At 53.7% G+C, this 13,440-nt stretch carries 12 protein-coding genes; 8 read left to right on the top strand and 4 right to left on the bottom strand.

Annotated features, from left to right (window positions below; translation table 11 throughout):
* Positions 1-74: 74 nt before the first annotated feature.
* On the top strand, positions 75-1,457 hold the full coding sequence (locus tag FH871_RS01140; protein ID WP_138989505.1) for an MATE family efflux transporter: 1,383 nt from the start codon (positions 75-77) through the stop codon (positions 1,455-1,457).
* Between the two features lie 10 nt (positions 1,458-1,467).
* Positions 1,468-1,965: a DUF1648 domain-containing protein gene (locus FH871_RS01135; RefSeq protein WP_138989504.1), complete on the top strand. Its 498-nt coding sequence runs from the start codon at positions 1,468-1,470 to the stop codon at positions 1,963-1,965.
* 10 nt (positions 1,966-1,975) lie between these two features.
* Here FH871_RS01135 and FH871_RS01130 read toward each other — a convergent pair whose 3' ends face one another.
* Positions 1,976-2,158, bottom strand: a complete 183-nt coding sequence (locus FH871_RS01130; protein WP_138989503.1) for a hypothetical protein — start codon at positions 2,156-2,158, stop codon at positions 1,976-1,978.
* Between the two features lie 168 nt (positions 2,159-2,326).
* Here FH871_RS01130 and FH871_RS01125 point away from each other — a divergent pair, with 168 nt between their 5' ends.
* Positions 2,327-5,281, top strand: coding sequence for an FAD-binding and (Fe-S)-binding domain-containing protein (locus FH871_RS01125; protein WP_138989502.1), 2,955 nt, complete (start codon positions 2,327-2,329; stop codon positions 5,279-5,281).
* A 19-nt stretch (positions 5,282-5,300) separates the two neighbouring features.
* Here the strand turns inward: FH871_RS01125 and FH871_RS01120 are convergent, their stop codons facing one another.
* On the bottom strand, positions 5,301-6,182 hold the full coding sequence (locus FH871_RS01120; protein ID WP_138989501.1) for a hypothetical protein: 882 nt from the start codon (positions 6,180-6,182) through the stop codon (positions 5,301-5,303).
* A 93-nt stretch (positions 6,183-6,275) separates the two neighbouring features.
* Between FH871_RS01120 and FH871_RS01115 the strand changes: the two genes are divergently transcribed.
* Entirely contained in the window at positions 6,276-7,859 is a 1,584-nt protein-coding gene (locus FH871_RS01115) for an McrB family protein (protein ID WP_138989500.1), read from the top strand.
* Between the two features lie 96 nt (positions 7,860-7,955).
* Positions 7,956-8,987 carry a galactitol-1-phosphate 5-dehydrogenase gene (locus FH871_RS01110; RefSeq protein ID WP_138989499.1) on the top strand — a complete coding sequence of 344 codons (1,032 nt, stop codon included), beginning with the start codon at positions 7,956-7,958 and terminating at the stop codon, positions 8,985-8,987.
* Positions 8,988-9,191: 204 nt separating this feature from the next.
* On the opposite strand, the gene FH871_RS01105 is transcribed toward FH871_RS01110, so the two are convergent.
* Positions 9,192-9,608, bottom strand: a complete 417-nt coding sequence (locus FH871_RS01105; RefSeq protein WP_138989498.1) for a hypothetical protein — start codon at positions 9,606-9,608, stop codon at positions 9,192-9,194.
* A gap of 30 nt (positions 9,609-9,638) precedes the next feature.
* A complete protein-coding gene (locus FH871_RS01100; protein ID WP_138989497.1) occupies positions 9,639-10,061 on the bottom strand; it encodes a hypothetical protein in 423 nt (140 codons plus the stop codon).
* Positions 10,062-10,141: 80 nt separating this feature from the next.
* Here FH871_RS01100 and FH871_RS01095 point away from each other — a divergent pair, with 80 nt between their 5' ends.
* From FH871_RS01095 to FH871_RS01085, 3 genes are read left to right on the top strand one after another with little or no spacing between them, the layout of a single operon-like run.
* Positions 10,142-11,224 carry a Gfo/Idh/MocA family protein gene (locus FH871_RS01095; RefSeq protein ID WP_138989496.1) on the top strand — a complete coding sequence of 361 codons (1,083 nt, stop codon included), beginning with the start codon at positions 10,142-10,144 and terminating at the stop codon, positions 11,222-11,224.
* Between the two features lie 53 nt (positions 11,225-11,277).
* Positions 11,278-12,141: an META domain-containing protein gene (locus FH871_RS01090; protein WP_171062724.1), complete on the top strand. Its 864-nt coding sequence runs from the start codon at positions 11,278-11,280 to the stop codon at positions 12,139-12,141.
* Between the two features lie 23 nt (positions 12,142-12,164).
* Positions 12,165-13,433, top strand: coding sequence for an McrC family protein (locus tag FH871_RS01085; RefSeq protein WP_138989494.1), 1,269 nt, complete (start codon positions 12,165-12,167; stop codon positions 13,431-13,433).
* Positions 13,434-13,440: the final 7 nt, after the last annotated feature.

Here is a 13,440-nt window from a genome sequence, read left to right as displayed (position 1 = left end):
TCTTGCACCATCATTAATCCTTTCCCGAGCGTCGACGACCGGAACAAGCGTTGAAAAGTTGCTGTTGGGAAAGCATGAAGCAGTGGTACCAGATGTATAAACCGGAACTCGCCGACACCATCCGGCTGAGCATTCCGATTGTGATTGCCCAATTGGGTGTGGTGTTGATGGGTGTCACCGACGATCTGTTCGTTGGGCGGTTGTTGGGCGCCATTCCGCTGGCGGGGGCTGGGTTATCGGTGTCGCTGTCTTTTCTGGTATCGAGCATTGGCGTGGGCGGTCTGTCGGTGGTGGCTGCGCTGGTGTCGCAGGCTCGCGGGCGCAACGATGCCGCCGAGATCAACCGGTTGTTCCGGGCGGGTTTGTGGGTTGCCCTGTGGCTGGGTTTGGCGCTGGGGCTGGTCGGTGTCGGTGTGGCCTACTTTTATGACCAGTTTGGACAGACGCCGGAGGTCACCGAAATCGGCCGGAATTTCCTGCTCATTCTCAGTGTGTCGAACATTCCGCTGTTTCTGTTTATTGCCGCCCGGCAGTTGTGCGACGGTCTTTCGTATCCGCGAATTGCCTTGATCATCACCTTGTTGGCTCTGTTTCTCAATGCATTGCTCAATTATGTACTGATCAAAGGCGTCGGCCCGTTTCCGGCGCTGGGCGTTCAGGGTTCGGCGCTGGGAACACTGCTTTCACGCAGCTTCATGGCAGCCGCGATCATTCTCTACATTCGGCGAAACCGCCTGTTCCAGGCTTACTTTCTACCCTCATTTCAGACGCTGCGGGTGAGCAGGCACATTCGTCAGATTTTGCAACTGGGCCTGCCGGGTGGGTTTACGTTTTTCTTTGAAGTGGCAACGTTTTCGCTGGCTGCCATGATGGCGGGCTGGCTCGGAACCGACCAACTGGCCGCGCACCAGATTGCCATCAACATGGCTTCGATTACCTATATGATGGCCACCGGAATTTCGGCTGCGGGTTCCATTCGGGTTAGCCGTGCGTTGGGTCGCTCCAACCTGGCCGCCGTGCGCCGGGCCGGCGTAGCGGCTTTGTGGCTGGTTTTTGTGTTCATGGGTCTACCGGCGGTGGTTTTCCTGACGGCCAACGACTGGCTGGTGAGCTGGTACATCCGCGATCATGCTGAGGTGGCCGCCATCGCGGCTTCGCTGGTCATCATGGCCGGTTTTTTCCAACTGTCAGACGGCATCCAGGTGGTCGGAATTGGTATGTTGCGTGGTTTGTCGGACGTCAATACGCCAACCATCATCAGCCTGTTTGCTTACTGGATCATCGGTTTGCCGATGAGTTATGTGCTGGGCTTCTGGTTTAACCTGGGCGCGATCGGTATCTGGATCGGTCTGCTGGCCGGTTTGACGATGGCGGCCATTCTGTTCCCAATCCGGTTTTTTCGGCTGGTTCGGCGGCTAAAATCGACTGCGGTTGAAAAAACCGTTTACAACCCTTAACTTAATTGAGATGAAACCCCTGCTTTCCACCGCCGTTCCAAGAACAGAACGCCTGTTGAATGCCCTGACCTTGCTGTTGCTGGTCGGGCAGGTTGTTCTGATCATTGGGTATTATGCCCAACTGCCCGAAACCATCCCCGTTCATTTTGGTCTGGGCGGAAAACCGGATCGCTGGGGTGGTCGCGGGCAACTGTTCATCGTACCGGGACTTTCGGCGTTTGTTTTTCTGTTATTCTGGAGCTTCCGTTCCATCCCGATCGATCTTTACAACATGCCGTTTCCAATTACACCCGAAAACCGGGAGCGTCAACTGCGGAATGCGCACGAAATGATGGCTATGCTGTCACTGGCATTCATGACCTTTATGATCTGGACGCTCTGGAACTGGTTGCTGGCGGCATCGAATTCCAATCCAATTCATACAAAAGGGATTCAAATCGTTCTTTTTGTATTGGCGTTGATCGGTATTTCTGTTTTTTATGCGGTCCGGGTCTACCGCTGGAAATGACGGTTTTCGGTCAGGCTGCGTCTTTCGTGCTGCGAATCAGACTAATCCCGGAAAAGAAGAAAATGCCGCCCATGATGAGGTAAATCCAGGACGCCCGGGCGACGCCCCCGCTGGTCAGATCCATGCCGCCGTAAATCAGGCCGACCAGTCCGGCCAATGTCAGTATAATTCCGAAAATGCTTTTTACGCTCATTGTCGTTCAAGTGAGTGGTTTGTAGGCTATAAACTATTTTTGGTGAAAATTGTCTGCTGTGGAGATGGGATCTTTTTACCCGGCCTGACCAACTGCGGTCGGCCTTTTGTTTTTTTTCAAGACATTCGTTCCTAATTTCGCCGGTTCCCAGACCGGTTTTCGCCTTTTATGTTTAAAATTCCCGCCCCTACCTTTTCATCGCTCGCACAGTCGTTCGAGGGAGAACTCTACCACGACCAATCTCCCGAACACGAAGCCATGCGCCTGCTCTACGCCACGGATGCATCGGTGTATCAGGAAAAACCGCTGGCCGTTGCCCTTCCCAAAACGCCGGAAGACATCAAACGGCTGGTGCGGTTTGCCCGCCAAAACCAGACCTCACTGATTCCGAGAGCCGCCGGAACGTCGCTGGCCGGGCAGGTAGTCGGTGGCGGCATCGTAGCCGACTGTTCCAAATATTTTTCGAACGTTCTGGAAATCAATCCCGAAGCGGGATGGGTTCGGGTTCAGCCGGGTGTGATCCGTGACGATCTGAATGCGGTTTTAAAACCGCACGGCCTGATGTTTGGACCGGAAACCTCCACTGCCAGCCGGGCAATGGTTGGTGGAATGATCGGCAATAATTCCTGCGGGCTGCACTCAATTGTCTGGGGCAGCACGCGCCACCACCTGCTGGAAGTGAAAGCGATTTTAAGCGACGGTGCTGAAGTGACCTTCCGGAGTTTGAGTCGTGACGAATTTGACGGCAAATGCCGGGGTGTTGGGGTTGTGAGTCCGCTCGAACAGCGGTTGTATCAGCAGGTTCGCGACCTGCTCAGTGGATCACAAAATCAGAAACAGATACGGGCCGGTTTTCCCAAGCCGACCATCACCCGCCGGAATACGGGCTACGCGCTCGATGAATTACTGCCGTTTTTTGAGCAGAATCCCGACCAGCAGTTCAACTTCTGCAAACTCATTGCGGGCTCGGAAGGGACGCTGTGTTTTATTACCGAAGCCAAACTGAACCTGTTGCCGCTGCCGCCGAAAAAAAGTGCACTGGTTTGTGCCCATTTTGTCACCATCCGGCAATCGCTGGAAGCCAATCTGGTAGCCCTGGAACACCGCTGCTCGGCTTCTGAACTCGTCGATGATTACATTCTGCAATTGACCAAAGGCAACATTGAGCAGGCCAAAAACCGGGATTTTGTGGAGGGTGACCCCAAGGCGGTATTGATGGTCGAGTTTTTTGACGATACCGTTGAAGCCGTTACCGGAAAGGCCAATCGCCTTATTACTGCGTTGAAAGAGAAGGGGTTAGGTTACGCGTTTCCGATTTTGTTTGACCAGGAAGCTGTCAAAGCCTGGAACCTGCGGAAGGCCGGGTTGAGCATTATGTACAACATTCCGGGTGACGATAAACCGGCGAATGTCATTGAAGACTGCGCCGTGGATGTCCGCGATTTGCCCGACTACATTGATGAACTGGACCGAATGGCCGCCGAAAAGCATGGCCTGACGCTCGAATATTCGGCCCACGCCGGTGCGGGAGAACTCCATGTGCTGCCGCTGATCAACCTGAAATCGAATGAAGGCCGGCTGCAGTTTCGGGCCTTGCTGGCCGATACGGCGGAGCTGGTAAAAAAATACGGCGGTTCGCTGTCGGGCGAACACGGCGACGGGCGCTTGCGGGGTGAGTTTATTCCGTACATGATTGGAGACGCTAACTTTCAGTTGGTGCAGGACATCAAGCGGATGTGGGACCCGCAGCGCATTTTTAATCCGGGGAAAATTGTGGATACCCCGCCGATGAACGAATTTCTGCGGTACCAACCCGATCAGAAACCGGTTCCGATCGACACCATTTTTGATTTTTCGGCGGAAGACGGTATTCTCAATCTGGCCGAAAAGTGCAGCGGATCAGGCGATTGTCGAAAAACCGCTGTCACAGGTGGAACGATGTGCCCCAGCTACATGGCAACCCGCCGGGAGCGCGACACGACCCGGGCGCGGGCCAACATCCTCCGCCAGTTTCTGACCAACTCCGACAAATCCAATCAGTTCGATCACGAAGAAATCAAGGAAGTGATGGATTTGTGTTTGTCCTGCAAAGGGTGCAAATCCGAGTGTCCATCGAGTGTAGACATCAGCCGGATGAAGGCGGAATTTTTGCAGCATTATTACGACGCCAACGGAACGCCGTTGCGCTCCCGCCTGATCGGTAATTTTACGAAACTGATGTCGCTGGCGAGTGTGGCTCCCTGGGCTTACAACGCGATTTATGACACGCCCGCGCTTCGGCGGATTGCCAACCGGATGGCCGGTTTTCACCCGGATCGAACCATGCCGGAACTGGCGGGAACGACCTTGAAGAAATGGTGGAAAAACCGGGCAGTTCCGGCGCGTAAAAACCGCCAGACCGTCTACCTCTTCTGCGATGAATTTACAAATTACAACGACGTGGAAGTTGGTCAGAAAACCATACAACTGCTTGAACGACTGGGCTATGACGTGATCATTCCCGACCATCTGGAAAGCGGACGGACGTATCTCTCGAAAGGCCTGGTGCGGGATGCGCAGAAAATTGCCATTGAGAATGTAAACCGGTTGAAAGATCTGATTACCGCTGAAACCCCCTTGATCGGCATCGAACCGTCGGCCATTCTGGGATTTCGGGACGAATACGCGGATTTGATGCCCCCGGAATTAAAAGCGGCCGCTCAGCATCTGGCCAAGAATTCGTTGCTGGTCGATGAATTCATTGCACAGGAAATGGATAGGGGCAACATTACCAAAACCGCCTTCACGTCCGAAAAACGACTGATTAAGCTACACGGCCACTGCCACCAGAAAGCCCTGGCCTCGCAGGTACCAACGAAAAGAATGCTGTCATTGCCCGAAAACTATGAGGTGCAACTGATTCCTTCCGGTTGCTGCGGGATGGCGGGTTCGTTTGGCTACGAAAAAGAACACTACGCGCTGTCGATGCAGGTGGGTGAACTGGTTTTGTTTCCAACGGTCCGTGAGCAGCCTGCGGAGGTGTTGATTGCCGCGCCCGGAACCAGTTGCCGCCATCAGATTAAAGACGGAACGGGGCGTCTGGCAAAGCATCCGGCCGAAATCCTGTTCGAAGCCCTGAACTAGAAACCGGAATCAAGAACACTTATTCCACACAGTTATACTGGTAGGTTTGCCGGTAGTGCCGGTCGGCGGGAAAGGTGTCGGCCGGAACCGACAAGCGGGAAAGTTGAATGGCCTGCAGCGGGTTGAAATTTACATCATAATTGGTCGTAAACTGACTGGATTCCTGCAGGATGACAGCCCCGTTGGTATCCCTGGTTTTTCGGGTAAAGCCCTTGCAGTCATAACGTTGCAAGTATCTTGCAACGTCTGATTCGGCGGAGTTGGTGAGGGCCAGCAGCGCCAGCACAATGGCCTGCCCCGAGTCGTAAAACGGCGAATGATTGTCGGCGCTTTGCTCAAAAGCCAATTCTTCCTCGGTTCGTGAACCATCTTTGTACCCATTCTGAACCGATTGTGAAACCAGATCTACGGTATTCCGGGCAATGGTATCGTACGAAAACTGAAAGGTCCGGCTGGCAATGAAGGAATTGGACGGCAGCGTCACCCGCGTTTCAACCAGGCGGATTAAACGGACCGTGCGATCAACGGAATCGTAAAAAAGTGAAAACACGGATTGTTCCTTGTTGTTGACCACATACGACGCTTTTTCGACCCGTTCGAGGGCATTGTAATCGAGACTCAGTACGATCGAACGGTCTTCGGTATAAGCGGATGCAATTTTTCCGCCCAAATAGTCAAATCGAAAGGAAATAGAGCGGTCGGGTGTCGTACTGGTATACGAAGTGAGCTGGCCATTGTTATAAGCAAAGGTTTTTCGGCCAATTTCCTGCTGATCATCATCTTTTTGCTGATAGCGAACCAGTTCAGTGACCAGACAAACCGTATCAGCAGGTGTGGGGTCCTTGAGCGTACAAGCAACAAACATCAGGGCTATCCCTCCATAGCCAAACCATTTTTTCATGTGTAAAGATGCCCAGAACAACAATGAACCGCCAAAATACGAACTATTTATCAAAATGTCGTAGTTTCGATAGGCGGGATACCAAACCAGACTATGACCCTGACCCAGCAACGACACCAGCTTATTGAAAAATTACGGACCATCAATCAGCCGGAAGCGGCCCGAAAATACTTCGGGTTGCTTAAAGAACTGATCGATATGGTCAATCTGCCCAATGGCGATGCCCGGCTGGCGTTTGTGGTCGACCGGGATCGGAAAGGTATTTCGGCGCACATCAACTTTTTCCTGGCCCTGCGCTTGTTCCGACCACGTCAGGGTGAAATCGAATACTGGCTCACGGTGAAGAAAGGCTGCCGGGAGCGGATCGAATCGATCGCGGTGGTGGATGTGGTGCCGTTGTCGGAGAAGTCGGATTATATTTCCATCGTGATTGGGCAATCATCGGATCATTTGCTGAACCATCCCGTGCTGCGGAGCTGCTGGGAAGATTGCCTGATGGAACTGCTGGTGACGACCAAACGCGGTCCGCATACGGCCAGTCATAACCCGTTTATTTACCAGGCTGCTGACGATGAGGCCATTCGGGGTGAAATCATGACGGCCCTGCTCCGGCCGGATCGGTCGGATGATGAATGGGATCGGGTGGAGGAAGAACCGGAAGTGTATGAAAAAACCGTTGCAGCCAGACCTGCTATTCCGCAGAATTTTATCCTTTTCGGCCCACCCGGTACCGGAAAGTCGTACGAAGCCCGGCAACTGAGCCAGGCCTTGGCCAGTGAGTGGGTGACGTTTCATCCGTCGTTTGGTTACGAAGAGTTTCTGGAAGGAATCCGGCCCGAAACCCGTGGCGGGCAGATTAGTTACAAAGTGGGCAAAGGGATTTTCTACAAGTCGTGCCTGGCCGCTCTCCAGAAAGCCGGGTATGCCACGATGGGCGATTGCCTGAATGATTCGGCCGAAAACCGTCAGCGAAAACTGGCGCAGGCAGATGCGCAGGTGCTGGTCATCGATGAAATCAACCGGGCTAATATCTCCAGGGTTTTTGGTGAACTGATCACGCTGATCGAGCCCGATAAACGGCTGGGAGCCGCCCATGAAGTCGAATTGACGTTGCCCTACTCGCAGGAGCGGTTTGGGGTGCCGGCCAACCTGTACATTGTGGCCACCATGAATACCGCCGACCGTTCTATTGCCTTGTTAGACATTGCGTTGCGTCGCCGGTTTCATTTTCGGGAGGTTTTACCCGACCCCACGCTACTTTCCGTGGTCGATGGGATCAATCTGGGCGAAGTATTACGGATGGTGAACGAACGAATTGAATATCTGTATGACCGCGATCACCTGATCGGTCATGCGTATCTGATGAACATTCAGTCACATGCCGACCTGTGTGATGCGTTCAGTGACCGGATTATTCCGTTGTTGCAGGAATATTTTTACAACGACTGGCGGAAAATTCAGTTCGTTTTGGGCGATAATCCGGCCTGGGGGAAGGCCCCTGATCAGAAATTAATTTGGGTAAAGAAACAGTATCGACCGGCTTTAACCAAAGAGATTTTTGGTGAAGAACCGGATGACCTGACCGAAGTGGTCACGTTTGAAATCAATCCGCATCTGCTCCGGCGTCAGTATGAGCAGGTGCCGAAAGAAGCCTTTCTTTCTATTTATCAAAAATAATGGCGTATCGGTGGACGAAAGTTCCCGTTTTTGTGTTACAGTTTTCTGTTCACCACAAAAAAAGTAGAATTTAATTCTGCTGGTCCGTCAAAAATTATGAAAGCTCTCGTCCTAACTGAGTACAAACACTTTGAATTACAAGACCTTCCCCGCCCCAAACCCGGCCCATCCGATGTGTTGGTGAAGGTTCAGGCCGTAGGGATTTGCGGCAGCGATGTCCACGGCATGGACGGCAGCAGCGGTCGGCGGATTCCCCCCATCGTGATGGGACACGAAGCCGCCGGAATCGTGGTGGAAACCGGCGAAAATGTCAAAAACTGGCACATTGGTGACCGGGTCACCTTCGACTCAACCGTTTATTCCTTAGACGATTGGTTCAGCCGGAAAGGCATGTATAACCTCAGTGACGGTCGCGAAGTCCTGGGCGTTTCGACCCCGGATTTCCGTCGGCAGGGGGCTTTTGCGGAATTTATCGTGGTGCCACAGCACATCCTCTACCAGATTCCCGACAACGTCAGCTACACGCAGGCGGCTTTGGTCGAGCCGGTGGCGGTGGCGTTGCACGCCCTGAGTCTGACGCCCATTCAAGTGAACGATACGGCAGTGGTCGTAGGTTCGGGCATGATTGGCCTCTTCATCATTCAGGCGCTGAAACTGGCGGGGTGTGGTTCCATCATCGCTGTCGATCTGGACGATGACCGCCTGGCACTGGCGCTGAAACTCGGTGCAACGGTTGGTCTCAATGCGCGTGAGAAAGACATCACGGCGGAGGTTCAGGCATTGACCCACGGGCGTGGGGCCGATGTTTCGTTTGAAGTCGTTGGCATTGCCCCCGCTGTAAAAACCGCCATCGACTGCGTTCGGAAAGGCGCTACGGTGACGCTGGTGGGGAATCTGTCGAAATCGGTGGAAGTTTCATTGCAGGCCATCGTAACCCGCCAGTTGCGGTTGCAGGGTTCCTGCGCCATCAATGGCGAATACGAAGCGGCTCTGGCGCTGATTTCGTCCGGCAAAATCGACGTCGAAGCCATTCTGAGCGCGGAAGTGCCCCTGACCGAAGGAGCCAGTTGGTTTCAGCGGTTGTATGAAAAAGAAAAAGGATTGATCAAGGTGGTGTTGAAGCCATAACCTCCCCGCTTTCAGGTTGATAATTTCGTTATTCGTTATTCAACATTCGTTATTCAATATTCAGTGTTCGATATTTAAGTCAGGCCAATAAAAGGACTGTTTCTAAAATATCGAACACTGAATATCGAATGTTGAATAACCAATATTGAATAATGAATCTTGAATAACGAATATCGAAAATCAGCAAGGATAAACCCTGCCGATTCAGGGGGCGGCCTCGTAACGAAGCGAATACATCGAAGCTCCGTCGTGCGAGTAATCGATCACCAGATCGGTATCGCTGAGCCGCAGAATGTGGAGTTCGGAAATCGCGACACAACTCATACTGGCACAGTACGGGCCGTTGCTTCCGGTTTTGACCACTTTCAGAATGGACTTTTGCCGGGTTAATTCCGTTGGAGAGCAGCAAAGATTAGCCTGGTTTTCGTACTTGACGGTTCCATCGGCCACAAACTCAATCACTTCCGGCGGGGTCAACGTCCGCCAGTCTTTTCCGTTTTTTCCTATTTCCACCGCTTTCCACCGTTTATAGAGTTTATCGGAGGGCGAAACGTATGTATCCGACTGGTCGCAGGCCAGAAAAATCATTGCGGTGAACAGAACGGAAAGGGCAGTTTTCATCGGGAGAAAGAAAGACAGCGTCAGATACGATTAGTTGGCCGGTTTGTATTTCATAACGTACTGACCTGCCGGGTAGGAGGGGCCAAAGACATTCTCCACGATCAATTCGTTAGCCGTTAACGAAACCAGTTTCAACTCCGACGGGGATGCGCAATCGACGTACTCACAACCGGGGCCTCCGTATAGTTCGGTAACTTTCAGCGTCTGTTGGTCGCGTTCAAACCGGACGGGCGAACAGCAGGGCGGTTTGGTGTTGTGATACAAGATGCCGCCATCGCTGCGAAACTCGATTTGCCACTCATACGAGATCGGTTTCCAATTTTCCGTACCACTTTTTGTCTCCACCAACGCCCATTTCCGGTAGAGCAAATCGGAAGGTGATGCTTCTTGTTTTGATCGGTCACAGGAAGTGGAAAGGGTTAAAATCAGCGCAAATAAAATCAGTAGTTTCATGACTTTTCTACATTTGTAAAGAGGAGCCATTTGGCATACTAATCGTTGGATTGCATCCTATAATTAATTTAATCCTTTTCATGTCCCGAATCCTGAACATCGCCCTGATCGGCCCCGGCAAAGTAGCTCATAATCACGCCCGGGCTACTTTAGAAACCCCTGACACCAAACTCGTTGCCATCTACGGCCGGAATCATACCAAAGCGGACGAATTTGCCAATCAATATGGCATCACGGCGTATTCCGACATTTACGACATGGTCGACCGCGAGAATGTTGACATCTGCATCGTTTGCACCCCGCACCCCGCCCACCGCGTCGTTACCGTGGCGGCTCTGGAAGCCGGGGCGAATGTGCTGGTCGAAAAACCGCTGGCGTCGTCGCTGGCCGACTGTGACGCCATGATCAACGCGGCCCGGAATGCCAACCGGCAACTTGCCGTGGTGAGCCAACGGCGGTTTTATGAACCCTGCATGCGGATGCGACAGGCGATCGACGACGGAAAAATCGGAAAACCGGTGCTGGGTATGGCGCAGCTATTCGGCTGGCGCAGCGAAGAATACTACCGCAGCGATCCCTGGCGTGGTTCGTGGGAACACGAAGGCGGGGGCGTGCTGGTCAATCAGGCTCCTCACCAACTGGATTTGCTGCTGTGGTACATGGGCGAAATGGAGGAAGTCTACGGCGTTTGGGCAAACCTCAACCACCCCGACATTGAAGTCGACGACACGGCCGTGGCCATTGTTCGTTTTAAAAACGGCGGTATTGGCAACGTGATCGTCAGCAATTCGCAAAAACCGGGACTCTACGGAAAAGTTCATATTCACGGCCAGAACGGCGCGTCGATTGGCGTTCAGACCGATGGCGGGTCGATGTTCATCGCGGGCATGACGGGCATTCAGGATGCGCCCTACAACGATGTGTGGTCGGTGGTGGGTGAGGAAGATCAGCGGCTGGTCTGGAAAGCGGAGGATGATGCGGTTTTCAATAGTGTCGACTCGTCCAGCCATTATTTTTCGCGGCAACTGGCCGATTTTGGCCAGGCCATACGCGACGGTCGGCAGCCGCTGGTGACGGGCGAAGAAGGGCGGAAAGTGGTCGCTTTGTTCGAGGCCATTTACGAATCGACCCGCACCCGGCAGCCCGTTCGATTGAGTTCCTGATCGGTCTTCAACAAAATCCGATGCGTAACGTTCTGGAAGTAACGCATCGGATCATGAAAAAACTGGCACAACTTGTTTACCTGAGCAGCTTCCTGGTGCTGGCAGATGGTTGCCGAAAACCACCCTCGGAGGGTTCAAAACCAGCGGAAACCGTCGATATTTCGGCGATGGACGCGGGTAGCAAACGGCGGCAGGGCGTTGACTTTACGGCCCAGGGCGCCACGCCGACCTGGACGCTGGACATCGATTTTGCCAAAACCATTCGTTTTCAAACCCAGAACGGCCCGCTGCTCACGGCGGCCGTCCCCAAATCACAACGCGATCCACGCGGCAACGGTATTCTGTTCGATGCCCCGCTGATCGCCAGTGCGACCGGGTCAAACAGCCGATCCGGCAGCCGATCCGGCAGCCGTTCGGCAGCGGCCACCCGGCGCGAGGGTCGGCTGAAAGTGGTCATCAGTCCGGTGGTGTGCCGGGATACCCGTTCCGGCCAGACCTACGCCTATGGCGTGACGGTTGAAACCAACGGCCAGCGGTACAGCGGTTGCGGAACGTTTCTCAACGGCATGTCCCGGCTGAACAGCCAGTGGGTGCTGGAAACCTACCGCGGACAGCGGCTCCACGCCGAGCAGTTTGTAAACCGGCAAATACCAACACTTAATATTAACCTGAAAGAGAACCGGTTGCAGGGATTTACCGGCTGCAATACCCTGAACGGACAGGTGAAGGCTGATGGCGATAACGTCCGGTTTGAAGCCCTTTCGACGACGCGCCGGGCCTGCCCCTATAACTTCGAAAGCGGTTTTCTGACGGCATTGCAAAGCGTAACGCTCTACCGCATCAGCAGCAACCGCCTGACCTTGCTGGCCGACGGAAAATATGTGATGTCGTTTCGGAAAATGGTTGAAAAGAAATGAGTACCACGCGGTAAACCAACGTCATGACGCTTTCCATTACCGAATACGGCCTCATCCGGCGCATCCGGGACTTTCCGGATCAGCCGAATTCGCTGACGGAATTGTTTCTGGCGGATGGGGCCTTTGAATCCCTCAAAAACTTCGTGACCGACAACGAGGCCGATGCGGTAATGACGTTTTTTCTGCAACGGGGTCGGGAGTGCATTCGGGTGAAAAACTACGTCGGTTTGCTCGAAACCAGAGACGGAACCCAGCTTGAGATTTTGCCCAAAACCACTGGCGAAGAACCGGACGGGCCCCGTGCCGCCCTGCTGCGAATGTTGCTTCATCTGCGCAACAGCCCCTTTCGGTCCGTCGAATCGGTGCGGCTGGGCATCAGCCGACTACCACTGTGGGAAGTTTTTATCGCGATGTTTCTGGACGAAGTGACCCCGCTCCTGACGCGGGGCTTGCAGAAGTCGTATGTGTCGCAAACCACGAATCAGCGGTTTTTGAAAGGGAAGCTGGAACTGGCGGAGCAGATCCGGCAAAACCGCCACCACGCCGAGCGGATGGTCACCACGTTCGATGAGCAAACGACGAATCTGCCGCCCAACCGCCTGCTGAAATCCGCCCTGGAATTTGTGCGGACCCGTGCCCGGACGGTTCCCAACCAGAGCGGCATTCGTCAACTGCTGTTTGCGATGGATGACATCCCGCCGTCGGACCGGATTGCGGAGGATTTGCGGACCGTTGCGACGGGCAACCGGCTTTTTGTACACTACCAACCGGCTTTGCGCTGGGCCGAAGCCCTGCTGAGTGGCCGGGCTTTGGGTCTGGCGGCTGGTAAACACCTGAATCTGGCGCTCTTGTTTCCGATGGAACGGGTTTTTGAAGACTACGTAGCGGCCGGGTTTAAACGGTATGTCACCACGGGCGATGTCGTTGTGCAGGAATCGTCGCAGCACCTGATCGATAACCACAGCGGGCTGCGGAAATTCAAACTGCGCCCGGATCTTATTCTGCGCCAGCATGGCGTAACGACGGTTTTGGATACCAAATGGAAACGAATCGATGCCACCAATACTGCCGGAAACTACGGCATCGACCAGGCCGATTTGTATCAATTATACGCCTACGGCAAAAAATACGAGGCTTCAGAACTGGTTCTGATTTACCCGGCCACTGCACTTTTTCAACATTCGCTCGACCTCTTCGGCTACGATGAAACCCTGCACCTGCGCGTCGTTCCGTTCGATGTGAATGTGCCGCTGGAGGAAGCGGTTTCGGGGATAATGATGAATTATGAATGATGAACGA

This window comes from Larkinella sp. C7 (genome assembly GCF_006149005.1).
Lineage (GTDB): Bacteria > Bacteroidota > Bacteroidia > Cytophagales > Spirosomataceae > Larkinella.
The sequence above is the reverse complement of the archived record's forward strand: the minus strand, read 5'-3'. Positions and strand labels throughout refer to the sequence as shown.

Coding starts and splice junctions, on each gene's coding strand:
- FH871_RS01140 (WP_138989505.1), top strand. CDS start 75: ATGAAGCAGTGGTACCAGATGTATAAACCGGAACTCGCCGACACCATC.
- FH871_RS01135 (WP_138989504.1), top strand. CDS start 1,468: ATGAAACCCCTGCTTTCCACCGCCGTTCCAAGAACAGAACGCCTGTTG.
- FH871_RS01130 (WP_138989503.1), bottom strand. CDS start 2,158: ATGAGCGTAAAAAGCATTTTCGGAATTATACTGACATTGGCCGGACTG.
- FH871_RS01125 (WP_138989502.1), top strand. CDS start 2,327: ATGTTTAAAATTCCCGCCCCTACCTTTTCATCGCTCGCACAGTCGTTC.
- FH871_RS01120 (WP_138989501.1), bottom strand. CDS start 6,182: ATGAAAAAATGGTTTGGCTATGGAGGGATAGCCCTGATGTTTGTTGCT.
- FH871_RS01115 (WP_138989500.1), top strand. CDS start 6,276: ATGACCCTGACCCAGCAACGACACCAGCTTATTGAAAAATTACGGACC.
- FH871_RS01110 (WP_138989499.1), top strand. CDS start 7,956: ATGAAAGCTCTCGTCCTAACTGAGTACAAACACTTTGAATTACAAGAC.
- FH871_RS01105 (WP_138989498.1), bottom strand. CDS start 9,608: ATGAAAACTGCCCTTTCCGTTCTGTTCACCGCAATGATTTTTCTGGCC.
- FH871_RS01100 (WP_138989497.1), bottom strand. CDS start 10,061: ATGAAACTACTGATTTTATTTGCGCTGATTTTAACCCTTTCCACTTCC.
- FH871_RS01095 (WP_138989496.1), top strand. CDS start 10,142: ATGTCCCGAATCCTGAACATCGCCCTGATCGGCCCCGGCAAAGTAGCT.
- FH871_RS01090 (WP_171062724.1), top strand. CDS start 11,278: ATGAAAAAACTGGCACAACTTGTTTACCTGAGCAGCTTCCTGGTGCTG.
- FH871_RS01085 (WP_138989494.1), top strand. CDS start 12,165: ATGACGCTTTCCATTACCGAATACGGCCTCATCCGGCGCATCCGGGAC.